We start from the raw sequence: 26,119 nt of genomic DNA on the forward strand, positions 1-26,119 counted from the left end.
TTTTGAAGCTGCGAAGGTACTGATTTTATGCGGGGTTTCCAAGAATGAACTGTAGCAGACATATCAATAAACAAGATGAATAAATATCTTTATAACAATCTTTTATACATTTTGAGCACCTGTGATCCAGCGTCAGAAAGAAATGCAACATTTCTTTAACCCTTTCATCGTGAAAGGGTTGTCTGCATATATGCTTTCAATACGTATCTTTAGCGCATAAAAATGAAAACCGCATGACAGCATATAAACAGATATTCGAGAACAACAAGCAGTGGATAGCTACCAAAAAGGCCACAGACGAACAGTTTTTTGAGAAAATGGCGGACACACAGAAACCCACCTACCTGTATATTGGCTGCAGCGACAGCCGGGTTCCAACCAATGAAATCATGGGACTTGAAGCAGGAGAAGTGTTTGTGCACCGTAATATCGCCAACCTTGTACCTAATATCGATCTCAATGTAATGAGCGTGATCAATTACGCGGTGGTACACCTGGAAGTAAAACATATCATTGTATGCGGCCACTACAACTGCGGCGGCGTAAAAGCTGCCATGCAGGCCAAAGACCTCGGTATCCTCAATCCCTGGTTGCGTAATATCCGCGATGTATACCGCCTTCACATGGATGAACTGAACGCTATAACGGATGAGCATGCACGTTATAATCGCCTCGTTGAACTGAATACGCAGGAACAATGCATTAACGTCATCAAAACTGCAGCTGTACAGAAATCGTACGTGGCAAAAGGTTTCCCCACTGTACATGGCTGGGTATATGACCTTAAGAACGGCGCGCTGAAAGACCTGGAAATAGATTTTGAAGGCGTGCTGCACGAAATACAGAAGATTTATGATTTAACGGGTTCCGGCCTGATGCAAAAAGATACCGAATAATCATGGGCCCGATAGGCATATTCGACTCCGGCTATGGGGGTTTGACCGTACTCAGGGAAATTGTGGCGGAGCTCCCGCAGTACGACTACATTTACCTGGGAGACAATGCCCGCGCGCCTTACGGCAACCGCGGCTTTGATACCATTCACACCTACACGCTGGAGTGCGTGCAAAAGCTGTTTGAAATGGGATGCCCGCTGGTAATACTGGCCTGCAACACTGCCTCCGCGAAAGCATTGCGCACTATCCAGCAGAAAGACCTCCCGCATATTGCTCCCGATAACCGGGTATTAGGCGTGATCCGCCCTACTTCCGAAATGGTAGGCACCATTACGCAAACCGGTGAAGTAGGCATACTGGCCACCAACGGCACAGTATCATCAGAATCGTACCCGCTGGAAATCCAGAAGTTTTTTCCACATGTAAAAACACATCAGCTGGCCTGCCCGATGTGGGTGCCGCTGATTGAAAACAATGAACATGAAAGCGAAGGGGCAGACTACTTTGTAAAAGAATACCTGGACAGAATATTGTTGGCCTCACCAGGCATCGATACCCTTGTACTTGGCTGTACTCACTACCCGCTGCTGATGAAAAAGATCAAACAGTTTTTACCGGGAGGTATCACTGTTCTATCACAGGGTAAAATTGTGGCGCACAGCCTGAAAGATTACCTGAATCGGCACCCTGAAATGGAAAGCAGGTTGAGTAAACAGCAACAGCGTAGTTTTTATACCACCGACGATCCCGTAATTTTTGATAAGATGGCGGAGATCTTTTACGGTAAAACAGTGGCTTCATCAAAGATGCTCACCAAATAAGAAGAGGGTGTATCGTATTTTCGATACACCCTCTTCTTATTTGGTACCTGATGAAGACCGGCAGTAGTTTAAGCTTCGTTTTACTATTTTTCTTTCCCTTCCAGCTTTAACAGGAAGGAATATTCCAGCGCCACTTCTTCCAGCGACTTAAACCTCCCCGAAGCGCCGCCATGGCCGGCTTCCATATTAGTGTGCAGCAGCAGTAAATGGTGATCTGTTTTCAACTCCCTTAATTTCGCTACCCATTTGGCCGGTTCCCAGTATTGTACCTGGGAATCGTGTAAACCGGTAGTGACCAGCATATTGGGGTAAGCTTTACGCTCTACGTTATCATAAGGGGAGTAGGACTTCATGTAATCATATGAATCCTTGTTCTTTGGATTGCCCCATTCATCAAACTCACCAGTAGTAAGCGGAATACTTTCATCGAGCATGGTGGTAACCACATCCACAAAAGGAACCTGCGCCACAATGCCGTTAAACAAGGCTGGCTCCATATTGGCAACAGCGCCCATCAACAGGCCGCCGGCGCTTCCACCCATTGCGTAAAGATGTGCAGAGTCCGTATAATGCTGCTGTACCAGGAATTTTGCAACGGCTATAAAATCAGTGAACGTATTTTTCTTCTTAAACATTTTGCCATCTTCATACCATTGACGGCCCATTTCCTGACCGCCGCGTACATGCGCAATGGCAAAGGCAAAACCACGGTCCAGCAAACTTAACCGGGTGGAGCTGAAAGTGGCATCCATACTGTTGCCATAGGAACCATAGCCATACAGCAATAGCGGCCCTTTGCCATTTTTCTCAAAGGTTTTCTTATACACTATCGACACCGGTATTTTGGTACCATCCGAAGCAGTGGCAAATAATCTCTCTGTTGCATAATCTTTGGGATCATAGCCGCCCAGTACTTCCTGCTGACGTTTCAATTCACTGGTCCCTGTTTCCATATTGTAATCATACACCGAGTTGGGTGTGATCATGGAAGTATAATTATACCGCAGTTCCCTGCTGTCCATTTCCGGGTTACTGCTTACAGATGCGGTATAAGCTGTTTCTGAAAATGGCAGGTATTTTTCGGTATGGGTTTTATCATTGATGATACGGATCTGTGTCAGGCCGCCTTTTCTTTCTTCCAATACGGTAAACTCTTTAAACAGCTCCACGCCTTCCAGCAGCACATCGCTGCGGTTGGGAATGAGCTCTTTCCAGTTTTGCCTGGAAGTTTTATCCAGCGGAGTTTCCATTAGTCGGAAGTTAAGAGCGTTCCAGTTAGTGGTGATATAGAATTTATCATCGCGATGATCCACATGATACAGCATATCCTTTTCCCGCGGATGGAAAATGCGGAATGCGTCATTAGGCTTGGAGGCATCCAGGATGCGACTTTCGGACGACAGGGTACTTTCGCTGTTGATGATAATATATTTGCCGGATTTTGTTTTGGAAACAGCTACATCAAATGTTTCATCTGCCTCATGATACACTTCCTTATCAGCAGCCACACCCAGTGAGTGCCGCATAATACGATCGGCCCGGAGGGTAACGGTATCTTTGCGGGAATAGAAAAGGGTTTTATTGTCACTGGCCCAGGTGCTGCCGGCGGTGGTTTCATGGATCTCGTCTGCAAGAAGCTCGTTTGTTTCCAGGTTCTTGATCCGGATAGTATAACGCCGGCGACTTACCGTATCTATCCCGTAAGCGAGCAATTTCGTATCGGGGCTTACACTCAACCCGGCTACCTGGCAATAGGCGTGACCAGCGGCCAGCTCATTCACATTCAGGATCACTTCTTCGGGCGCTTCCAGGCTGCCTTTTTTGCGGCAATGCAAAGGGTACTCCTTCCCTTCCTCGTAACGGGTGTAATAATAATACCCGTTCTTAAGATAGGGTACACTCATGTCTGTTTCCTTGATCCTGGACTTCATCTCTGTGAAGAGATTTTCACGGAGTTTTTTTTCGGGAGAAAGGATGGTGTCGAGATACCCGTTCTCTGCATTCAGCCAGGCCAGTACTTTCGGATCTTCCCGGTTATTCATCCAGTAATAATTATCTATCCGTGTGTCGCCGTGGATACTGAGCTCTTTAGCTATCTTCTCTGCTACAGGAGGTTTTACATCAACCTGGTCATTCATAGTTTTTTTCTTTTCATTACAAGACAAAAGCACCATTCCCAAAAGCAACCAACAATTACCCTGGAAGTTTTTAAACATAGGAGATAGATTTAAATAGTATGGTTTAACTCAAAAGCAATACAAAGTACGAATTCTCCCTACACTATTTTCATATTCACCGGGTCCCAGTTAATCAGTTTTTTGCTGAAGTAGCTTTCATTGGTTACAAGGGCAGGGCCGGCGGCACGGAGGCCAAATACCGCATCTTCCACCACGGGTTTGCCGGAACGCATGGATTCAAAGAAGTTGGTAAAGTGATCCAGGCGGTCGTCGTACCCTTTCGGAGCGGCAAAAGCGCTGGATGTTTCTACCGTATTCCGTTTATCTGCGGAATATTTTGCGTTATACTCCTGCACATATTGCGCCTGTTGTTGTTTGGTAAATGTGTTATAGGTATCCCAGCCACCATAGCCCGGTGCTTCCGGCAGCTTATGTTTTTTGATTTTGAAGTCGTTCCAGCCCAGTTCCAGTACGCCTTCGGTCCCGATAAAACGGGTGTATTCCCCACCGCCGCTGCCATCGGCAAAATTCACGCGGAGCGTCATCTGGAAAGCAGGATGTTCTTTTGTTTCCGGGTAATCAAAAATAGCTACTACCACATCCGGCACATCGCGGCCATCTTTCCATTGCACCAGGTTGCCGCTGGCATAAATGGAGGTAGGCCCGAGCGATCCCGTAATAAAATGAAGGCCGGAGATCAGGTGCACAAACAGGTCGCCGGGAATACCGGTACCGTAGGCGCGGTAGTTACGCCAGCGGAAAAACCGTACGGGGTCAAACGGCAGTTTGGCGGTATCTTTCAGGAAAGTGTCAAAGTCTACAGTAGCCGGTGAAGCATCCGGTGGAATGGAATACTGCCAGGCGCCGAGCGCGCTGTGGCGGTCCATCCTTGCTTCCACTACATTCAACTGTCCTATTTCACCGGCCCGGTAACGTTTACGGGCTTCTGCAAGCGCCACGCTGCTAACACGCTGGCTGCCTACCTGGAAAACGGCTTTGGTACGTTGTTGTGTGGCAATTACTTTGTGACCTTCCTCTATCTGCTGTACCATCGGTTTTTCGCAGTAAACGGCCTTTCCTGCCTCCATAGCGGCAATGGCAATGGTATCGTGCCAGTGATCGGGCGTAGCTACTATAATAGCGTCTATATCTTTCCGTTTCAGCAATTCCCGGTAGTCGCGGGTGGTGTAAACCTGCGGACCGAACACTTCTTTTACTTTCTCAAGATGACCGGTATACAGATCAGCCGCGCCTACAAATTCCACTCCCGGCACTTTGATAGCCGTTTCCACATCCCCGAATCCCATAATACCCATTCCTACGCAGGCTATACGGATTTTATCATTGGAGGCTACCCGTTTTTCGGGCTGCAATATCTCTACATGTTCCTGGTCTTTAGCGATGGCGGCCAATTGACCTATGCCAAGCAGTGCGGCGGTGCTGCCTATGTGCTTGATAAACTTTCTGCGTGATTGTTCTGACATATGTTCTCTGTTTTACATTACGTGGAAAAAGCACATAATAATAAAAAAATTTAGAAAGTTAAAGTCGAAAGGATGAGCGGAGATCAGTGCGGTTTTTTGCCGGACCCAGGATTATGATGATTATGCTGATTTTTACTTTGGGATTCTTTTTTAAGAGTAAAATCAGCTGGATCAGGAATACGGATAATAAAAAAATAAAAAGAAAGGAGATAGGAATGCCATAACATTCCCATCTCCTTTATATATCATTCAAAAAATAAAACCAGTAAAATCAGCGAAATCATCTGAATCAGTGTTCCGAGACAAAATCCGCTGAAACATCTGCTTATTTCTCAGAAGAAAAACCTGCAGCAATAAACTCCCTGTTGAGGCGGGCAATATTGGTGAGGGAAATTTCTTTCGGACATTCCGCTTCACAGGCGCCGGTATTGGTACAGCTGCCAAAGCCTTCCTTATCCATTTGCGCCACCATATTGAGTGCGCGGGTTTGCCTTTCAGGCTGGCCCTGTGGCAGCAATGCCAGCTGGGAAACTTTTGCAGATACGAACAGCATGGCAGAAGAGTTCTTACATGCTGCTACGCAGGCGCCGCAACCGATACAGGCCGCTGCAGCAAAAGCCAGATCCGCTTTATTTTTATCTACCGGTAAACAGTTCGCATCCTGTGCGTTACCTGTATTCACGGAAATATAACCACCCGCTTCAATGATACGGTCAAACGCCGATCTGTCTACAGTCAGATCTTTGATTACCGGGAATGCTCCTGCCCTCCAGGGCTCTACCGTGATGGTATCGCCATCCTTGAAAGCGCGCATGTGCAGCTGACAGGTAGTAGTACCATTCCACGGACCATGTGCACGGCCGTTGATATGCATGGAGCACATACCGCAGATACCCTCGCGGCAATCGTGGTCAAATGCTATTGGTTCCTTGCCTTCATTGATCAGCTCTTCATTCACCACATCAAACATTTCCAGGAACGACATTTCAGAAGAAATGTTTTTTGCCTGTAACGTTTCAAATCTACCCTGATCATCTTTGTTTTTCTGCCTCCACACTTTTAATGTGAGGTTCATGTTATAATGTTCCATATACCTTGGACAATTATTTGATTTATAATCCTGGCTAACCGTTAAACAGTTCGCCAATAACCATTATTTATAGCTACGCTGTGTTGGTTTACATTCAACGAATTCCAGTGGTTCCTTGTGCAGTTCGTACTGGCCATCGCCTTTATATTCCCATGCAGCCACATAGCTGAAGTTTTCATCGTCGCGTTGTGCTTCCCCTTCGTCGGTTTGTGATTCTTCGCGGAAGTGACCACCACAGGATTCGCGGCGGTTCAGTGCGTCGATGCACATCAGTTCGCCCAGTTCCAGGAAGTCGGCCACACGACCGGCTTTTTCCAGTTCAGGGTTGAATTCGTTCGCTTCACCTGGAATACGCACATCTCTCCAGAACTCTGCCCTCAGCGCCTTGATCTCTTCAATCGCTTCTTTCAGGCCTTGTTCATTACGTGCCATACCGCATTTATCCCACATGATCTTACCGAGTTTTTTGTGGAAGAAATCGACAGACTTAGAGCCTTTAATGCTCATTAGTTTATTAATGGTGTCTCTTACTTTATTTTCTGCTTCTACGAAAGCGGGGTGGTCGGTAGGAATTGCTTTTGTGCGGATCTCATCTGCCAGGTAATTACCTACAGTGTAAGGGATCACGAAATAACCATCGGCCAGGCCCTGCATCAGTGCAGATGCTCCCAGGCGGTTAGCGCCGTGATCGGAGAAGTTTGCTTCTCCCAGGGAATACAGGCCGGGAACAGTAGTTCCCAGTTCATAATCCACCCAAAGGCCGCCCATTGTATAGTGTACCGCAGGATAGATACGCATGGGCAGTTCGTAGGGATTTTCACCGGTGATCTTGGCGTACATGTCGAACAGGTTACCATATTTTTCGGCTACTACTTCTTTACCCAGTTTAATGATCTCTTCTTTGGAAGCATTAGTGATCTGGCGTTTACCCACTTCAATGTTGCCATAGCGCTCGATCGCGGCGGCAAAGTCGAGGTACACTGCCTGTTTGGAAGTACCTACGCCGTAACCGGCATCGCATCTTTCTTTTGCTGCACGGGAAGCCACGTCGCGGGGAACAAGGTTACCGAATGCAGGATATCTTCTTTCCAGGTAATAATCCCTTTCTTCTTCAGGAATTTCGCTGGCTTTGCGGGTATCGTTCTGTTTTTTAGGCACCCAGATACGGCCATCGTTACGCAGTGATTCTGACATGAGGGTCAGTTTTGACTGGTGATCGCCTGACACGGGGATACAGGTAGGGTGGATCTGTGTGAAGCAGGGGTTAGCGAAGTAAGCGCCATTCTTTGTTGCTTTCCAGGCGGCTGTTACGTTAGAGCCCATTGCGTTGGTAGACAGGTAGAACACGTTGCCATAGCCGCCACTGCAAATCAGTACAGCATGACCGAAATGGCGTTCCAGTTCGCCGGTTACCAGGTTACGTGCGATGATACCACGTGCCTTGCCATCAATTTTTACGATGTCGAGCATTTCGTGGCGGTTGTACATTTTCACATTACCCAATGCCACCTGGCGTTCCAGTGCAGAGTAAGCGCCGAGCAACAGCTGCTGGCCGGTTTGGCCTGCTGCATAAAAAGTACGCTGTACCTGTGTACCACCGAAAGAACGGTTACTTAACAGGCCACCATATTCACGGGCAAAAGGAACACCCTGTGCCACGCACTGATCTATAATATTACCGCTTACTTCTGCCAAACGGTGTACGTTGGCTTCACGTGCGCGGTAGTCACCACCTTTTACTGTGTCGTAGAACAAACGGAAAACAGAGTCACCGTCGTTCTGATAATTCTTTGCCGCGTTGATACCACCCTGGGCGGCAATACTGTGTGCACGGCGCGGACTATCCTGAAAGCAGAATGCTTTTACTTTATATCCTAACTCACCTAACGAAGCTGCTGCTGATGCACCGGCCAAACCTGTACCAATGATGATCACTTCCAGGTTACGTTTATTGGCAGGATTCACCAGCTTACAATGTCCTTTATAGTCTTCCCATTTGGAATTTAATGGTCCGGCAGGAATTTTTGCGTTCAACATATATCCTTACTTTACAGAATTATTTGAAATAGATTACAACGGGAATAATAGCAAAACCAACAGGGATGGCTATTCCAAACACCCATATACCGATGAAGCTGAGAAGACCGTTGTATTTTTTATGATTTAAACCGAAGGTCTGACAGGCGCTTTTAAAGCCGTGGATCAGGTGAAAAGACAGGCCGATCATACCGATCACATACAATACTACCAGCCAGCCGTTCTTAAAGGTTTCATAAGACAAGGCATACAGATCTTTCAACGGTTCAATGCTGCCCTCATAAGTACGGGTAGGCATTTCCGTGTAGTGAAATTTTCCCCAGAAGTTAACCAGGTGGATAACGATGAAAACGAGAAGGATACTTCCCATGATGGCCATCTGACGGCTGAACCAGGAAGATGTCTGATTACCCGGGTTCACGGCATATTTCACCGGACGGGCGGCCCTGTTGCTGAACGTGAGCTGAAGCGCAACAAATGCGTGCAGCAGGATCACAATTTTCAGCCCCCAGGCAATAAACTGAATCAGGCTGTTATGTCCCATAAACGCAGCATATGCGTTAAAGGCCTTGCCTTCGTCGTTGTACAGCAACTGGAAATTACCCGCCAGGTGTACAATAACAAAACTGCAAAGAAACAAGCCGGTAGCACCTACCAATAACTTCTTACCGATAGAGGTATTAAAGAACTGTGACCACTTCATAAGTAAAATTCTAAGCTTCCTAGTATAAAAAGATGTTTGAAATGTCGGGCAAATTTAACGCAGGAAAAATAAAAACCAAATGATATTTATCAGGTTTCAATACAGATATTATATTATTTGCATGCATTATAAATTAATAATCATCATAACACGCATAATATCTTTCATTTTGTAATGAAAATTAATATTATTCCAGCCGTTTCAGCATGATGTTATCCACCATATTGAACAGGTGCAAAGGCTGATATGTCCGCCATTTATCGTCGTCCAGCAGGTGCACATAATAATGCAGACGGGCTCTTTCAAACTCTTCACGCGTTTGCACAGGCATGTTAAGACTTACGATCCAGCCGCCATCATCGCGGATATCTTCCCACCATTCTTCGTAATAACAATCATCAGAAGAATGAAAGTTCATTACATTTTCAGTGATGAGAATAAACTTTGTAATGCCCTGCGCGATAAGTGTATCGATGATGTTGCGCTTCATGGTCATGATGTCGTTGTCAATAGCATCATTCCATTCTCCCAGTAATTCTATGATCACAAAATTAAACTGGTAATCCGTAAAAAGGATCTTCATGTACAGGTTACGCGAGCCAAATTCATCCCATTGCGGATGTATATAATAATTATACACCGAATTGGAATATTCAAACTCACTGTATTCCCTTCCGTAAAACGGGGAGTACTCATCTTCTTCGGCGGTGTACAGGTGCCGCCAGTTGTAATATGGCTCTATGTTATGCATACCTGGTTATGGGTATAAAGATTTTCAGATCATTTCCCGGTAAAGTCGTCTACCGCCTTTTTTACACTGCCGGCCTTTAACAGCAGTTCCTGGGCCTGTTCATAATTGGTAAGCGACAATTGTTCCATGAGCATTTTCACGCCGCGATCCACCAGCTTCTCGTTGCTGAGCTGCATGTTCACCATTTTATTATCTTCCACCCTTCCAAGCTGGATCATTACGGCGGTCGACAACATGTTCAGCACCAGCTTCTGCGCGGTGCCGCTTTTAAGGCGTGTGCTGCCCGTTACAAACTCCGGTCCTACCACCACTTCCACGGGGAAATCAGCCGCCGCAGATACCGGCGTATCAGGGTTACAGCTGATGCTCCCGGTAACAATGCCATGTTTGCGGCATTCATTGAGCGCTCCTATTACATAAGGAGTGGTGCCGCTGGCAGCGATGCCCACTACCACATCCTTATCAGTTACATTATACGCCTTCAGGTCTTCCCAACCTTGAGTACGGCTGTCTTCTGCAAACTCCACTGCCTTCCGTATAGCGCTGTCGCCGCCTGCGATCAATCCTACTACCAGGCCCTGAGGCACGCCAAAAGTAGGCGGGCACTCGGAAGCATCCACTACCCCCAAACGGCCGCTGGTACCGGCGCCCATATAAAACAGGCGGCCGCCTGCCAGCATTTTATCTGCCACAGCGTTGACCAGTTTCTCAATTTGCGGGATAGCTTTTTCCACGGCTAACGGAACAGTCTGATCTTCTTTATTCATGTTGGCCAGCAGCTCCTGCACGCTCATCTTTTCAAGATGACGATAATGAGAAGCCTGTTCCGTTACTTTTACAAATGACATATTAAAAGGTTGAAAATGATTAACGGTGATAGTTCAGCAAACCCTCCATAGGCGTACGCAATACCTTGCCCATAGGCAGTTCATACAGTTCGCACAATTCGCTGATGATATCGCGGAAATGCCATGCTACCCCACCGGTAAAATGAAGCGCAGTAGTCCAGCTTTCCCTGTATTTATAAATATGGTTAAAGAAGAAGTCGTTCAGCCCGTCTTCCAGGATATTCTGGATCATATAGTGCTCACGGTTCTCCGACAGGAACTCGGTAAACCCTGCCAGGTAGCGATTGGCTAACGGCTTGCGGTACACGCTTTCCAGGATCTCATCCTTGGTAGTGTGGTACTTATATTCGAAGCGCGCATGCAGGTCGGCATCAAAACTATGGTAGAGATAATACTGCAATACTTTTCGTCCCAGGTAGGCCCCGCTGCCTTCATCTCCGAGGATAAAACCAAGACCGGGATTATTCTTCACCACTTCCTTCCCGTTGTAATAACAGGAATTGGAACCAGTGCCCAGTATGCTCACTACGCCCTCCTGCGTGCCGCACAGTGCGCGTGCGGCCCCCATGAGATCGTGCTGCACATCATATGCAGCATCCGGCCAAACGGCCTTTATAGCATCCGATACCAGTTGCAGGTTCTTGGGCTGAGATAAACCCGTTCCATAAAAGAATACATTCATTACGGATTTACCGGCAGGTAACTGCGGTACCAGTTCCTTTTCCAGGATAGCCTTTATCTGCTCCGCAGTTTGAAAATAAGGGCTTACGCCCTGCGTTTTCAACACCACGGGTTCCGTGGCGCCCAGCACGCCCCACTCCGTCTTCGTAGATCCGCTGTCTGCCACTAACTTTATTCCAGCACCCATATCCGGTTATTTATGAAATTTAAGAATCCTAAAAGTTTGCACCTGATTTATGCTATTTTTGTCACAATTTAAACAAAAGGGGTTCATAAAAACAAATGGCCGCTTTAAGTTTAAGTGATGATGATACATGTATGCAGCAGATTGCTTTCCGCCAGGTGCTTTTGCTACATGGAAACAAAGATTGGTCATATAAATTAGCGGGATAATAATCTGATTATGTCTAACAGGAAGTTGAATGTTTTTTTACCTCTTCTCTTTGCAGTTGTATTAGCCCTGGGAATGTTCCTCGGACATAAAATGCCTGGATCGAACAACGGAGGGGCCACCGTGTTTTTCACCAAACCCAACAGGGGACCATTACAGGAAGTAATGGACCTGATCAAAGCGAAATATGTAGATTCCCTGAATACAGATGAGTTACAGCAGGAAGCCATAGAGGGATTGCTGACCCACCTGGACCCCCACTCCATATATATACCGCCTTCCGAATTGCAACGGGTGAATGAAGATATGGAAGGAAATTTTGAGGGCATCGGGGTAGAATTCAATATTACTGCAGATACGGTGAATGTGGTAAGTGTGCTGAGCGGAGGCCCGTCTGAATCAGCAGGCGTGCAAACCGGCGATAAAATCCTGAAAGTGAACGACAGCCTGGTGGCCGGTAATAGTATTACACCGGAAAAGATCCGCAAATTGCTGAGAGGCCCGGCCGGATCTACTGTAAACACACTTGTATTAAGACAGGATAAAAAGATCACCATTCCCATTAAACGCGGCGTTATTCCCTTGTACAGTATAGACGCCAGCTACATGGCGGCGCCGGGTGTAGGCTATATTAAGATCAGTAAATTTTCTGCCACCACTTACGATGAGTTTATGAAAGCCATCCGGCAGCTGGAAAAACAAGGCATGCAAAAACTGGTGATCGACCTCCGGCAGAATCCCGGCGGCTACCTGGATGCAGCTACCCGCATCGCGGATGAACTGATCGACGACCAGAAACTGATCGTATATACGAAGGGCAAAGACTTTCCACGGACCGATTATAAAACCAAACGGCCGGGGCTTTTTGAAAGAGGCGCCCTGGCGGTACTTACCGACGAAGGCTCTGCTTCTGCCAGCGAAATCCTTGCCGGCGCTGTACAGGACTGGGACCGCGGTACTGTTATCGGCCGCCGCACCTTCGGTAAAGGCCTGGTACAGGAGCAATACGACCTGGATAACGGAGGGGCCCTGCGCCTTACCGTAGCCCGTTACTACATCCCTTCCGGCAGAAGTATCCAGAAACCATACGGTAAGGGACATGATGATTATGACGATGATATCATTGAACGTTATCACCACGGAGAAATGGTGAATAAAGACAGTATCAAAATAACAGATACCGTGCTTTATAAAACAGCGGCAGGCCGGCCTGTTTATGGCGGCGGCGGTATTACTCCGGACATTTTTATTCCGTTTGACACGTCCCGTTTTACACCTACTTTAACCGCTATTTATACCCGCAATACATTCAGCAATTTTGCTTACCAGTATTACACTTCGCACCGGGAAATATTTAAATCTTACAAAGATGCAGCCGATTTCACTAAAAACTTCCGGGCTACACCCGAACTGATCGGCGACTTCAAAGCCTACGCTAAAAAAGACAGCGTTCCGGGACTGGATCATCTTACTGCCCGCGACGAAATAGAAATACGCACCCGGCTCAAAGCTATGCTGGCCCGCCAGCTATACAGAACAGAAGGCTTCTATGAAGCCATCAATGCAGAAGACCCGATGGTAAAGAAAGCGCTCGAAGTAGTGGCTAAGGAAAAAGGTGCATCGGAGTGATTGTTCTTCGCCTTCGGCGAAGGAAATTGTCTTGGAGCAGGATTACGCTGATTATACTGATTAGTTTGATTTTAATTTTTGATTTAAAAAGATTAGGGAAGATAGAAGCGGATATACTGCTTTATCTTCCCTAATCTTTTTAAACCGGTGTCCCGGGACAACATAGTTAAGGGAGATAAAAGCATACCTGCTTATATCTCCCTTATTTATTTATAAAATCACAAAATTAAAATCAAACTAATCAGTATAATCAGCGTAATCAGTGTTCCAAGACAATCGCCGAAGGCGATCCCCTCCGCTCACTACTGGTTCTTACGCTGCATTTTAGGCAACGACTGAACGATCAGGTCGTTCATGACGTTCACTGCTTCGTCGAGATAGATGTCTTTGGTCCTGACCTTGATCCAGTCCTTGTTACGGGCAATCTTGGATGAGTCGCTGCCAAATTTCTCCATATCGGATTTGATGTTTACAATATTGAGCTCTTTCACTTTATCATTTACTGCATCATATTTTTTGAGTGCAGCGGTGTTTGTTTTCTGCTCTGATTTATAGGTTTGCAGGTTCAGTGAATAAGTTTCCTGTTTTTCCAGCTTCTTTAAAGTGTTCAGGTTTTCGTTGAGTAACTTGAACGCGGGGCTGGAAGCCATTCTTTTTTCACTGTTCTTTTTCAGCGATTCCGTATTTACCGGGTTATACCATGCTGTAAAGCTTGCACGGGGAATTTCGTCCCATACCAGGGCATCGGAGTCTTTACGTTCCGCTATTTCATAGTATGGATCGGGCAATACGATATCAGAAGCCACACCTTTCAGCTGGGTAGAACCACCGTTGGCACGGTAGAACTTCTGCTGGGTAAGTTTCAGGGCGCCGAGGCTGCCACCGTCTTTTACCGGGTAGAAGTCGTCCAGGTTGAAGAGGCGCTGAACGGTGCCTTTACCAAATGTTTGGGAACTGCCAATGATCACGGCGCGCTTATAATCCTGCATGGCGGCGGCCATGATTTCAGAAGCGGATGCGCTGTATTCGTTTACCATGATAGCCAGCGGGCCTTCATATTGTACATTCTTGTCGCGGTCGCGCAGCACTACTGCATCGCCTCCACGGGAGCGCACCTGTACTACAGGCCCTTCCGGAATGAACAGGCCGGCCATCTGCACTACATCCTGGAGGGAGCCGCCACCGTTAAAGCGGAGGTCAAGGATGATGCCTTCCACATTTTCCGCTTTCAGTTTAGCCACTTCCTTGGCAACGTCTTCCGCGCTGCGGGCGCCGTTACGGTCGTTGAAGTCGGCGTAAAATTCCGGCAGATAGATATAGCCTATTTTATGCTGTCCGTTGATGATCGCTGATTTGGCGAATGTTTCTTCGGTAACAATTTCATCACGTACAATGGTGATATCTTTGGTGGTACCATCCACGCTTTTCACGGTCAGTTTTACAGGAGTGCCTTTTTTACCGCGGATCAGTTTCACCGCGTCTTCCACGGGGTAACCGGTAATATCCACTGGTTCGGCATTTCCCTGTGCCACTTTCTGGATCACATCATTGGCTTTCAGCTGTCCCTGTTTCCAGCTGGGGCTTCCGGTCACAATGCTTACCACGCGGATCTTGTCGCCTTCTTCTTTCAGCTGGGCGCCGATACCAAAGAATTTACCGGCCATTTGCTCTTCAAACGCACGTTTTTCATCCGGCGGGAAGTAGTCGGTATGCGGATCCATCGTAGTGGTGATCGCATTTACGTAGAGGTTAAAGCGATCATTATCGTTCTGCCTGTTTTTCAGGCGTTCAAAATAGCGGTCGTACAGTTGTTTCACCTTTGTGCGGGCTTCGACTTCCAGTTCCGCATCGGTTTTGGCTTTAACACTGTCCTTGCCTTTATCTTTTTCCCTCATTTCCTGGAGATCCGTCAGTTTTTCCAGTGTACGGTATTTCAATACTTTACGCCAGGATTCCTTGCGGGCATTCTCATCTGCAGGATAGTCCAGCTTATCGGGATCCAGGGTTACCTTTTCATCTACTGTAAAATCAAAAGGTTTGGAGAGAATTTCCGGGTAAATGGCTGCCGCTTCGGCCACCCTTTGCTTGATCAGGGTGTTGATACTGCGGAAGCAGTCGATCGGCGCACCTTTCAGTTCATCATCAATATGAACGGAGAGAGGCATCAGTTTATCCACATCTGTTTTCAGGAAAAATTTCTTTTCCGTGTCCAGGCTACGCAGGTATTTATTAAAAACTTCGGTGGAGAATTTATCATCTATTGCTTTGGGTTGGTAATGCCCTTCTTTCAGCATCTGCCCCACCAGGTTCATGATCACCTCATAACGACCAGGAGGATCGTCATTATGTCCGAGCTTATTAAAAGCCAACACGCCTGCGGAGATGCTAAGCAGCACAACCGGTATAATCACTTTCAGTCTCATATGTATCTCAATTGAACTTAAACGTTGTCAAATCAAATATAAAATAAAATCACCCGTCGGTTGAGCAATTTATTTCCTTTTAACAAAAAATTGGGCCAAACGGCCTCCAGGCGAGATACGTGGCTGAAAAGCGCTTCTCTTTCCGGCTCGCTGCAGTACCTGTTTAACATCCCAGGGGATGCTCCATATCCGGTTAAACCTTAAAGGGGCCTATAGTAAACGAATAAAATGCCAGGAATGTTGCTGCCTGTCAGTCTTTTACCAGTTTGTACACTGCTCCTTTAAAACCACTGCTGCCGGAAGTACTGGCAAGCATGTAAAGCTCTCCCTGTTCATCCTCGCCCCAGCTGAGGATCTGGAGATTGTCTGCCGGACGGCCTGTGAGCTCAAGCGGGGCGCTGTCCCATTTTTTTCCGTTGGGTATGAGCATGAAGGTTTTCCCGTTATAATCGCCGAAAATATATAACCCTTTTAATGCCGGGATGGCACTTCCCCGGTATACATAGCCCCCGGTGATACTTATCCCCACATCGTGGCCGTATTCGTGGATGGGAGCAATCAGCGACGACCTGTCGGTTCCTGCCGGCACGTTATAATCGTGGTTCCCTTCCAGGATACGCCAGCCATAGTTGCCACCTTTGGTGATAATATCCACCTCTTCATATTTATTCTGTCCTACATCCCCCGCAAAAAGCATTTTGGTGCTTTTATCGAATGAAAAGCGCCAGGGGTTACGGAGGCCATAGGCCCATATTTCAGGCCGGGCGCCTGGCTTGTTCACGAAAGGATTATCTGGCGGTATGGAATAGGGCGTTCCATTGACATTTATTCTTAATATCTTGCCCAGTAAAGTATTAAGATCCTGCCCGTTGCCAATAGTGCCATGTTTGTCGCCACCACCGCCGCCATCGCCAAGACCCACATACAAATAGCCATCAGGGCCAAACTGCAGCTGGCCGCCATTGTGGTTGGATTCCGGTTCGTCCACTTCCAGCACGATCCTTTTGGATGCGGGATTAGCCAGGTTGGGATTATCCGTCCTGGTGGTGAACTCTACCAGGCGGCTGGTATGATCAAAGCCGGCCTTTTTCGCAGGCGAGCTGTAATACACATAAAATTTATGGTTCGATTTAAAATCGGGGTGAAAAGCCATCCCCAGCAGGCCGCGTTCATCATAGCCGGGGTTTACAGCAATCATGTCGCTGCTTACATCCAGGAAAGGTGTGGGCAGCAGTTTATTTTGCTGTACGACCCATACTTTTCCTTCTTTCTGGCAAAAAAATAACCTGCCGCTGCCATCCCCCGGCACGGCCATGTTCACCGGAGATATGAACTGGTCGGTTACCAGCTGCAGCTTCGCTTTCCGGGCCGCCGGCACCGGAGGCTCGGGGCTATCATCTTTGGAACCGTTACCGGCGCAGGCCATCTGTATAAACAGTGCGGGTAGTAATGCACGGAAAATAAGGGTATGTATTTCCATAGAACTGCGATATTAATGCAGAATAAATATAAACCAGAAAGCGGAAAAGAAGAACTGATTGTGGTGAGCGGTGAAGCGGATTGTTTCATATTCCGTGGTCGCGTTTCGTGATTTTTGTACCTTCGCAAAAAACTCATCAGGTTGGACACTACGGCATCGAAAAAGAACGACCCATACGCTTCGCTACGCTTTCCGGAATTCAATTATTACCTGGTAATCCGCTTTGCGCTTGTATTTGCGCTGGCAATGCAATTTGCCATCATAGAATGGAAAGTATATGAAATTTCCAAAGATCCTTTCTCACTGGGATTGATTGGTTTGGCAGAAGTAATCCCTGCCGTGTTACTGGCCCCTTTTGCCGGGCATATGGTAGATAAACGGGAGAAACGGTCCATGCTCCTCAAATGTGTGATTGCTTATCTTTTTATCAGCTCGGGATTATTCCTTTTAACCTGGGACCGGGCAGTGGCGGGTATTTCAAAACACTGGGTGCTTAACCTTATCTATCTGCTGGTTTTTATAGGAGGTATTGTGCGTGCTTATACAAGCCCTTCCACTTTCACCCTGCTGTCGTTGCTGGTACCCCGTGAGCTCTACGCCAACGCCTCTACGTGGAGCAGCTCTGCCTGGCAGATAGGCGGTGTACTGGGCCCCGCGCTGGGTGGGCTTTTTATACATTGGTTCGGGGTTCACTGGTCTATGCTGATAGTGGTTTTTATTTTCCTGCCTCCGTTATACAGTCTGTTAAAAATAAAACCCAAACCGGTTTATTACAAACCCAAAGGGGAAAGCTTTATGGCCGGTCTTACCGAAGGGATGCGGTTTGTGTGGAAAACAAAAGTAGTATTGAATGCCATGGCGCTGGATATGTTTGCCGTGTTGTTTGGCGGTGCGGTGGCCATGTTACCTGCATTCGCTACAGACGTGCTGCATGTGGGCTCCCTGGGATATGGGCTGCTGCGTTCAGCGCCGGCAGTAGGTGCATTGATCACCATGTTCATACTGGCGCACCGGCCTTTGGTGAACAAACCGGGAATCAAGCTGCTGGCGGCGGTGTTTGGATTTGGTTTAACCATTATCCTCTTTGGCCTTTCCACCAGCTTTTACCTGTCGATGTTTGCCTTGCTGATCAGCGGCGCGCTGGACGGCATCAGTGTAATTATCCGTCAAACGATCCTGCAGTTAAAAACCCCGGATGATATGCGCGGAAGGGTGGCGTCTGTAAGCTCCATGTTCGTGGGATCTTCCAATGAGCTTGGCGCCTTTGAAAGTGGCTTTATGGCCAGGGCAATGGGTTTGGTGCCATCTGTTGTGTTTGGCGGATGTGTTACATTGGGTGTGGTGATCACTACCTATGTTATTTCACCGGCAATGCGTAAGCTTGATCTGAAGCCCTAGCTGGCGGCGGCTGGTCTTTAACAGGCTAACCGCCTGCCGTATTTACAGGTCCATCTTCTCCTTTAACTTTTCCAGCACATAATAAACAGCCGGGCAAACCGTACTGTTTTCGTAGGTGATCTTCGGGCGTTTAAAGAAATCGTAACTGTCTGTATAAGGATAGTTGGCACAATCACCCGGACGTACATCATAGATCCCGCAGTAATTATCATCGCCCAGGAACGGACATGGCGTGAACTTCACCACATAGTCCTCATCCTTATCAATCCTCAGGTAGGTATCAATAAATTCTCCTTCCTTCATCCCCAGGTGTTTGGAAATGCGCCTGATATCGGGGCCTTTGAACCGTGGGCTGATGGTTTTACAGCAATTACCGCATTCGAGGCAATCAATTTTACTGAATGCTTCTTCATGCAGGTCCGGCAACAGCTTCTCCACCCCTTTTCCACGGCGGGTTTGCAGTTTTGCGAGGAACTGTTTATTGGCTTTTTGCTTATCCTGGGCCTTCTGTTGCCAGTCTTCTAATATTTTACTCATTTGATGCAAAGATAGGTAAATAGTCGGTGGACAAAATTATGACACAGGAACACTTCCCCGATGGATCATTTATCACCGTTTTCCCCCGCCAGTGCTGATTGTTTGGCCGTTGCTTAAAATCTGCATAGCTTTGCGCATTCTATTTCAAATTACCTGCTTACATCATGAATCTTTTTGATATTCAACAAAATGAATTCGTGCACCGTCACATAGGGCCGAATGAAAGAGAGACCAACCAGATGCTGGAAACCATCGGGGCCTCCAACCTTGACCAGCTGATCAGCAAAACCGTTCCGGGCGCCATCCGCATGCAGCAGCCATTGGCAATTCCGGCAGCGATGAGTGAAAGTGATTATCTCCGCCATCTGAAGGAAATATCGCTGAAGAACAAAGTATACCGCAATTATATTGGCCAGGGCTACTTTGATACGATTACCCCAAGCGTTATCCTGCGTAATGTATTTGAGAACCCGGGATGGTATACACAGTATACCCCTTACCAGGCAGAAATTTCCCAGGGCCGCCTGGAAAGTTTGCTGAACTACCAGACCATGGTGTGTGACCTGACCGGCCTGCCCATTGCCAACGCCTCCCTCCTGGATGAAGCCACTGCGGCTGCGGAAGCCATGACAATGTTCTTCAATGCCCTGAACAAGGATCATGACCATGTAACCAGGCCTAAGTTTTTTGTAGATAAGAATGTATATCCGCAAACGCTGGATGTGATCTATACCCGCGCTACCCCGCTTCAAATTGAAGTGATAGTAGGCGATTACAAAACCGCTGCCTTCGATGAATTATACTTTGGCGCATTGATCCAATATCCCGACAATGTGGGCGCTGCTGCCGATTACCGCACTTTCATCGAACAGGTACATGCAGTGGGCGCATTTGTGGGTGTAGCTACCGATCTGCTGGCACTGACCCTGCTCACCTCTCCCGGCGATATGGGCGCAGATGCAGCCTTTGGTTCTGCCCAGCGCTTTGGCGTTCCATTGGGCTTCGGTGGCCCGCATGCTGCATTCTTTGCAGTGAAGGACGACTTTAAACGCTCCATCCCCGGACGTATCATTGGTGTAAGCATTGATGCCAACGGTGGCCGTGCGCTGCGTATGGCACTGCAAACCCGCGAACAACACATCAAACGTGAAAAGGCCACTTCCAATATCTGTACTGCACAGGCACTGCTGGCTAATATGGCTGCCATGTACGCGGTATATCACGGTCCGGAAGGCCTGAAAAATATTGCCACCCGTGTTTCCCTGCTCACCAATACACTGGCGGGTAAACTGAAAGCCAAGGGCTTCAAACTGGCATCCGACAGTTTCTTCGATACTATTGTGGTAGAAGGCGCCGACGTGAAAGATGCTGCAGAAGCAATGGGTATCAACTTCCGTTACTTCGCCAATGGCAATGTGGGTATCTCCCTCGATGAAACCACTACCATTGCCGATGTAAACGATATCCTGCACATATTTGGCGCAGGTACTACAGACGCAGCAGCCGTTTCCGGCGGTACCACCGGCATCCCCGCTGATCTGCAGCGTACTTCCCCTTACCTGCAATACCCGGTGTTTAACAGCTATCACAGCGAATCGCTGATGATGCGTTACCTGAAGATGCTTGAGAACAAGGATCTTTCCCTCAACACCTCCATGATATCCCTGGGTTCCTGCACCATGAAGCTCAACGCAGCCACCGAAATGATTCCCCTGAGCTGGGCGCACTGGAGCAAAATGCATCCATTTGCACCAAAGAACCAGGTAGGTGGTTATTTACAGATGGCAGAAGAACTGGGCGAATACCTCAGCAAAATTACCGGCTTTGATGCCTGCAGCCTGCAACCCAACAGTGGCGCGCAAGGTGAATACGCCGGTCTGCTGGTGATCCGTGAATACCAGAAGAGCATAGGTGAAGGCCATCGTAACGTGATGCTGATCCCGATCAGCGCACACGGTACCAACCCCGCATCTGCGGTAATGGCTGGCTTTAAGGTGGTGATTGTAAAAGCGCTGGAAAATGGTTATATCGATGTGGATGACCTGAAAGCCAAAGCAGCAGCCCACAGTAAAGACCTGGCCGGTATCATGATCACCTATCCGTCGACCTACGGCGTATATGAAGAAAGTGTAAAAGATATCTGCGCTACTATACATGAACACGGCGGACAGGTATACATGGATGGCGCCAATATGAATGCCCAGGTAGGCTTAACCGCACCCGGACTGATCGGTGCAGATGTTTGCCACCTGAACCTGCATAAAACCTTCGCTATTCCTCACGGCGGTGGCGGTCCCGGCATGGGCCCTATCTGCGTAGCCAAACACCTGGCACCGTTCCTGCCAGGACACGTAACACTAAACGATGGCAAGCCTTCCAACGCAGTATCTGCGGCTCCATTCGGTTCTGCAAGTATCCTGCTGATCTCTTACGCTTACATCCGTATGCTTGGATCCAATGGTGTTAAACAGGCCTCCGAATTCGCGATCCTGAACGCCAACTATATGAAAGCGCGACTGGAAAAAGCATACGATATTCTTTATACCGGTGTTAATGGCACCTGTGCACATGAATTCATTGTAGATCTGCGTCCGTTTAAAGCAGCTGCCGGTATTGAAGCGGAAGATGTGGCCAAACGCCTGATGGACTATGGTTTCCACGCTCCTACCATGAGCTTCCCCGTTCCGGGCACTATTATGATTGAGCCTACTGAAAGTGAAGACAAAGGTGAACTGGACCGCTTCTGCGACGCATTGCTGGCTATCCGTGAAGAGATCCGTGCAGTAGAGCAGGGCCTGAGTGATAAACAGAACAACGTACTCAAAAATGCACCGCACACCCAACAGGTGATCACTGCCGATGAATGGACCCGTCCATACAGCCGTCAGCAGGCAGCATTCCCGCTGGAATATGTGAAAGCCAATAAATTCTGGCCTTCCGTAAGCCGTATCAATAATACTTTTGGCGACAGGAACCTGATCTGTACCTGCGAACCTGCAAGTGCATATGAGGAAGCAGCTGTATAAGCTGTTGGTTCGAAATAAAATAAAGAAGGGGGCAGATATATGATCTGTCCCCTTCTTTATTGACTATAAAGGTTGTAAAACCGGCTCCAATATTTCCAGGCGGCCATCAATAGGCTGTGTAATATCAAGACCCAATATTCTTGCCACTAACGGGTACACATGTACGTTTTCAAAAGTGGCAATACGGGTATGTGTCTTAAAAGCCGGGCCCCAGGCCATAAATACGGCGTTCATATCAGTAAGGTTATTATCGTACCCGTGATGACCCGGATGTACCCTCTTACCGTTTCCAAAAGTATAGCCGGCTTCCGCCAGCAGGATGATATCACCAATGCGGTTGTAGATATCTTCCTGGCCGTAGTGCCATCTTTCCGGCGTTTCTTTTTTCAGGTAAGCCGTATAATGATTTTCGTGTTGTTTGAGATAATCGTACGCCGCTTTAATTTCCTCATCTGTTTTCCCGTACAACATCACCTTTTCATTACCCGGCATGCTTTTCAGCGGTTGAAGTACAGGAACATCAGGTAGCGTAATGGTGTGGATTGTATCTGCCTGCATCATACCATGATCTGATACCACGAGAAAGTTTACCGGCAGGTTTAGCTTTGCAACTTCAGCAACCATTTTTCCGATGGCGGCATCAACAAATTGTACAGCACTCCGTACGCTGTCACTGTCCGGTCCCCAGGAATGCCCCATATGATCCACTTCAGAAAAGTAGAATGTAATAAGGTGCGGGCGCTGGTCTTCCGGCAATCGAAGCCAGTTTATCACCTGCCCGATACGCTGATCAATATCCGTTTTTTCCTGGTATTTAAAATAATAGGTAGGACGTACATTCTGAACAGCGCTTTCTGATCCCACCCAGAAATAGCTGGCGCTGATCATTTGCTGTTTTTCTGCCAATACCCATAATGGGATCCCGTTATACCAGGTGCCGTCTTCCACAGCTTCACGGTTGCCTACTTTATAAACAGCATCACGCTTCCGGTCATAAAAAAGGTTATCCACCAGGCCGTGATGGGCAGGATAAAGACCTGTTGCCAGCGTATAGTGATTGGGAAATGTAAGCGAAGGAAAAGAAGGTTGCATAGCGGTGGCGCGAACACCGTCGCCGGATAAACGTAGCAGATGCTGTGCATTATACTTCTCCACATAATCATACCGGAAGCCATCGATGGAAATCATTATAACATAAGGCTTTGATTGCTGTGTGGCGCTATTCTTTCTGCCTTCCACCACCAGCTGGGCCGTATCCTGCGTGTAGCCTGCCACACTGACTGATAACAGGGCTGCGGCTAATAAAAAAATCTTCTTCACTTTCTATGATATTTATGATAGCATGGTAATAAATGGGGAAGAATAACAGATGACCGGGTTATAACGAGGCGCAAAATAGAAAACTATTTCCACTCAAAACGATATCCCCTGATTATAAATGCGTTAAAAAAAACGCAGCCCTGGGGTTACTACCCCTATCTCATCTCCTTAATATGTAATAATATTTTAACAGATATTGTTATCAAATAGCCTCAAATAAGCAAAATGATAATCACAAGACAAAAAATTATATATATAATTTTAATTAATTGATTGTTTATCTATATATTAGCCTACTGAAAAACCATACAACAACTATGTCTGATTACACCTTTATTACTACTGAAGAACATTTTTTATTGCAGGATGCGCTGAAGAGGAATAAGCAACAGTTGACCAAATTCACCCTTATAGGTTTGGGGTTGTTACTGGTTGCTGCTGTGATACCACAAATTTACCTGTATACCCACAACAGCCTGGGTGATGCGGATGATTCGCTCCTGTCGTTTAAAAACCTTTGGTTCTGGGTATGGCTGTTATGCTTTGTGATAGCATTGATATTTGCGTTGATAAAAGTAACAGACGTACGCTACTGGGCTATAAAAAAGGATCTTACCGCCTTGCAGAAAGGTACCTTGCAGGCGCCGATGGAAGCGGTATACCTGGAGAACAACGATACACAAACCAATATTATGATCCTGCTGGAGAATAAGAAAAAACGCCTGTTTTACTGGATGCGCGGAGCATTGGAAGGATACAGGGCAGGGCAGGAAGTAGAGATCACGTATGCCCGTTATTCGCGTGTAATCATCAGTATCAGCAAAAAATAATCTATTGCCGTTTTTGTTTTACATAGTCCTGTATGTTGATATAACGTACAGGACTAAACGTTTTTAAGCATGAAAGGATACACCAAATAAACTGCCGTGGATCCTGGAATTTCATCCTTTTCTGGTTAGCGGCACCGGACCTGAATATCTCCTCATGCCGATATATACTGGATAACTTTAATGAAAATTTCGCCGGAAAGCATTCAATAAATTGCTGCTTCTAACGTTGTTATCCACATATGCGTTCATCCCTTTCATACCCGCTGATAACCCTGCTACTTGGTACAGCCCTTTTGCTGCTGATAACAGCGCCCGGCTGCCAGTGTAAAAAAGATAATACCATCACTCCCCCACCACAGCCGGAACCACCGAAAGATACTTACCTCGTTACCTCCATCCGTGTGAATAACGTACCTAAAGACAGCCTCGTTTATAACGACCTGCACCAGGTTACGGAAAGATGGGATTACAATCCTTCCTATCGCATCTGGCAGAATTACGTGGCCTATACCTATCAACCCGATGGGTATGTTGCCATTGCTAAATACTACAATGAAAATGATAATACTATAAAAAGTCTGAGCCGTAGGGATTCTTTAGTGTGGAAACCTATGCAGCTGATCGCATACACTACCTATTACAGGGAACTGGGCGCAGAAATAGACGGTTATGATACTGTATACATGCAGCTTACCGGCAATCGCCAGCTGGCCCTGACCGGAAGCAAAGATACCATTGGTGGCTTAGTGCCCGGAGGCGGACTGTTGATATATAAGGAATTCCTATATCAGAACACGGATATCCGTCAGTTCACATCAATGGAGTATGTGAACGTATTTGGAACCCCCAGTATTACAATGGAAAAATTTGAGCTTGATTACAATTCCCTGATCAATCCGCTATATGAAAGTGTAACTAAAAATCCCTGCCTGCTTCGTATCATTACGGGGGATAATTCCCCATTTCCTTCCAATGATTATTTTCCCTACCTCTGTAGTGAGCACCTCGTTACCAATATCAGGTATGAATCTGAACAGATAGCACCAAAAAACTACCCTGTAACATATAAAATGTACGACACCACCAATTTCCCGCAAACACAAACTATTGCCGGTTTGAATAAAACAATCAGCTACACCTATAAAGTTATTAAAGCGGATTAACGTATACCCTTTCCGGAAATTTTCCAGACTTTTGTACCTTGATATCATCAATAATTATAGCTCATGAACCTGGCTCAATTTCAGGAATACTGCCTTTCCTTACCCGGCGTTACAGAAGAATTTCCTTTTGGAGATGAAACCCTTGTTTATAAAGTGAGTGGAAAAATGTTCGCCCTCAGCGGGCTGGAAAATTTTGAAACCATTAATCTCAAATGCGACCCTGAAGAAGCCATTGAACTGCGGGAGCGGTATGAAGGCGTAATCCCCGGCTATCACATGAATAAAAAACACTGGAATACCATAGATGTACATTCCGGCATTCCCAACAAACTGCTGCTGGAATGGATCCGGAAATCGTACGACCTGGTAGTGGCCAGCCTACCCAAAAAAGAAAGGGAAAAACTGGGCCGGTAACCATTCCCCATATACCTACC

Annotated in this window: 20 protein-coding genes; 8 read left to right on the forward strand and 12 right to left on the reverse strand. The window is 47.0% G+C overall.

Annotated features, from left to right (window positions below):
* The first annotated feature begins 233 nt into the window (after positions 1 to 233).
* Positions 234 to 896 (forward strand): carbonic anhydrase, encoded by a 663-nt coding sequence (locus ABIE50_RS29510; RefSeq protein ID WP_209862337.1) that lies wholly within the window; start codon positions 234 to 236, stop codon positions 894 to 896.
* Positions 897 to 898: 2 nt separating this feature from the next.
* Positions 899 to 1,717, forward strand: a complete 819-nt coding sequence (murI, locus tag ABIE50_RS29515; RefSeq protein ID WP_209862340.1) for a glutamate racemase — start codon at positions 899 to 901, stop codon at positions 1,715 to 1,717.
* An 83-nt stretch (positions 1,718 to 1,800) separates the two neighbouring features.
* Here the strand turns inward: murI and ABIE50_RS29520 are convergent, their stop codons facing one another.
* The 8 genes from ABIE50_RS29520 to ABIE50_RS29555 all read right to left on the reverse strand — a co-directional run bounded on the left by ABIE50_RS29520 (position 1,801) and on the right by ABIE50_RS29555 (position 11,675).
* Complete coding sequence (locus ABIE50_RS29520) at positions 1,801 to 3,855, reverse strand: S9 family peptidase (RefSeq protein WP_354028231.1); 2,055 nt, start codon at positions 3,853 to 3,855, stop codon at positions 1,801 to 1,803.
* A gap of 137 nt (positions 3,856 to 3,992) precedes the next feature.
* Positions 3,993 to 5,378: a Gfo/Idh/MocA family protein gene (locus ABIE50_RS29525; protein WP_209862346.1), complete on the reverse strand. Its 1,386-nt coding sequence runs from the start codon at positions 5,376 to 5,378 to the stop codon at positions 3,993 to 3,995.
* A gap of 325 nt (positions 5,379 to 5,703) precedes the next feature.
* On the reverse strand, positions 5,704 to 6,468 hold the full coding sequence (locus tag ABIE50_RS29530) for a succinate dehydrogenase/fumarate reductase iron-sulfur subunit (RefSeq protein WP_142686275.1): 765 nt from the start codon (positions 6,466 to 6,468) through the stop codon (positions 5,704 to 5,706).
* A gap of 63 nt (positions 6,469 to 6,531) precedes the next feature.
* Positions 6,532 to 8,505 carry a fumarate reductase/succinate dehydrogenase flavoprotein subunit gene (locus tag ABIE50_RS29535; protein ID WP_142686274.1) on the reverse strand — a complete coding sequence of 658 codons (1,974 nt, stop codon included), beginning with the start codon at positions 8,503 to 8,505 and terminating at the stop codon, positions 6,532 to 6,534.
* Positions 8,506 to 8,524: 19 nt separating this feature from the next.
* Positions 8,525 to 9,208 (reverse strand): succinate dehydrogenase cytochrome b subunit, encoded by a 684-nt coding sequence (locus ABIE50_RS29540; protein ID WP_209862349.1) that lies wholly within the window; start codon positions 9,206 to 9,208, stop codon positions 8,525 to 8,527.
* A gap of 187 nt (positions 9,209 to 9,395) precedes the next feature.
* Complete coding sequence (locus ABIE50_RS29545; protein WP_142686272.1) at positions 9,396 to 9,959, reverse strand: hypothetical protein; 564 nt, start codon at positions 9,957 to 9,959, stop codon at positions 9,396 to 9,398.
* Positions 9,960 to 9,988: 29 nt separating this feature from the next.
* Complete coding sequence (murQ, locus tag ABIE50_RS29550) at positions 9,989 to 10,807, reverse strand: N-acetylmuramic acid 6-phosphate etherase (RefSeq protein ID WP_209862351.1); 819 nt, start codon at positions 10,805 to 10,807, stop codon at positions 9,989 to 9,991.
* Positions 10,808 to 10,826: 19 nt separating this feature from the next.
* Positions 10,827 to 11,675, reverse strand: a complete 849-nt coding sequence (locus ABIE50_RS29555) for a BadF/BadG/BcrA/BcrD ATPase family protein (protein ID WP_209862354.1) — start codon at positions 11,673 to 11,675, stop codon at positions 10,827 to 10,829.
* Between the two features lie 216 nt (positions 11,676 to 11,891).
* Here ABIE50_RS29555 and ABIE50_RS29560 point away from each other — a divergent pair, with 216 nt between their 5' ends.
* Positions 11,892 to 13,508: a S41 family peptidase gene (locus ABIE50_RS29560; RefSeq protein ID WP_354028233.1), complete on the forward strand. Its 1,617-nt coding sequence runs from the start codon at positions 11,892 to 11,894 to the stop codon at positions 13,506 to 13,508.
* A gap of 302 nt (positions 13,509 to 13,810) precedes the next feature.
* Here ABIE50_RS29560 and ABIE50_RS29565 read toward each other — a convergent pair whose 3' ends face one another.
* Both ABIE50_RS29565 and ABIE50_RS29570 read right to left on the reverse strand, forming a co-directional pair.
* On the reverse strand, positions 13,811 to 15,931 hold the full coding sequence (locus tag ABIE50_RS29565) for a carboxy terminal-processing peptidase (protein ID WP_209862357.1): 2,121 nt from the start codon (positions 15,929 to 15,931) through the stop codon (positions 13,811 to 13,813).
* Positions 15,932 to 16,181: 250 nt separating this feature from the next.
* On the reverse strand, positions 16,182 to 17,411 hold the full coding sequence (locus ABIE50_RS29570) for a PQQ-dependent sugar dehydrogenase (protein ID WP_209862360.1): 1,230 nt from the start codon (positions 17,409 to 17,411) through the stop codon (positions 16,182 to 16,184).
* 141 nt (positions 17,412 to 17,552) lie between these two features.
* Between ABIE50_RS29570 and ABIE50_RS29575 the strand changes: the two genes are divergently transcribed.
* Complete coding sequence (locus tag ABIE50_RS29575) at positions 17,553 to 18,809, forward strand: MFS transporter (protein ID WP_209862364.1); 1,257 nt, start codon at positions 17,553 to 17,555, stop codon at positions 18,807 to 18,809.
* 42 nt (positions 18,810 to 18,851) lie between these two features.
* On the opposite strand, the gene ABIE50_RS29580 is transcribed toward ABIE50_RS29575, so the two are convergent.
* Positions 18,852 to 19,346, reverse strand: a complete 495-nt coding sequence (locus ABIE50_RS29580) for a YkgJ family cysteine cluster protein (RefSeq protein ID WP_142686265.1) — start codon at positions 19,344 to 19,346, stop codon at positions 18,852 to 18,854.
* A gap of 164 nt (positions 19,347 to 19,510) precedes the next feature.
* On the opposite strand from ABIE50_RS29580, the gene gcvP reads away from it, so the two are divergent.
* On the forward strand, positions 19,511 to 22,372 hold the full coding sequence (gcvP, locus tag ABIE50_RS29585; protein WP_209862368.1) for an aminomethyl-transferring glycine dehydrogenase: 2,862 nt from the start codon (positions 19,511 to 19,513) through the stop codon (positions 22,370 to 22,372).
* Positions 22,373 to 22,435: 63 nt separating this feature from the next.
* Here the strand turns inward: gcvP and ABIE50_RS29590 are convergent, their stop codons facing one another.
* On the reverse strand, positions 22,436 to 23,692 hold the full coding sequence (locus ABIE50_RS29590) for an alkaline phosphatase family protein (RefSeq protein ID WP_209862370.1): 1,257 nt from the start codon (positions 23,690 to 23,692) through the stop codon (positions 22,436 to 22,438).
* A gap of 317 nt (positions 23,693 to 24,009) precedes the next feature.
* Between ABIE50_RS29590 and ABIE50_RS29595 the strand changes: the two genes are divergently transcribed.
* The 3 genes from ABIE50_RS29595 (at position 24,010) to ABIE50_RS29605 (ending at position 26,099) form a co-directional block, all read left to right on the forward strand.
* Positions 24,010 to 24,522, forward strand: coding sequence for a hypothetical protein (locus ABIE50_RS29595; RefSeq protein ID WP_142686262.1), 513 nt, complete (start codon positions 24,010 to 24,012; stop codon positions 24,520 to 24,522).
* Positions 24,523 to 24,761: 239 nt separating this feature from the next.
* Complete coding sequence (locus tag ABIE50_RS29600) at positions 24,762 to 25,685, forward strand: hypothetical protein (protein WP_209862373.1); 924 nt, start codon at positions 24,762 to 24,764, stop codon at positions 25,683 to 25,685.
* Positions 25,686 to 25,748: 63 nt separating this feature from the next.
* On the forward strand, positions 25,749 to 26,099 hold the full coding sequence (locus tag ABIE50_RS29605) for an MmcQ/YjbR family DNA-binding protein (RefSeq protein WP_142686260.1): 351 nt from the start codon (positions 25,749 to 25,751) through the stop codon (positions 26,097 to 26,099).
* The last annotated feature ends 20 nt before the right edge of the window (positions 26,100 to 26,119 follow it).

Origin of the sequence: Chitinophaga sp. OAE865 (genome assembly GCF_040546735.1) — a bacterium.
GTDB classification, from domain to species: domain Bacteria; phylum Bacteroidota; class Bacteroidia; order Chitinophagales; family Chitinophagaceae; genus Chitinophaga; species Chitinophaga polysaccharea_A.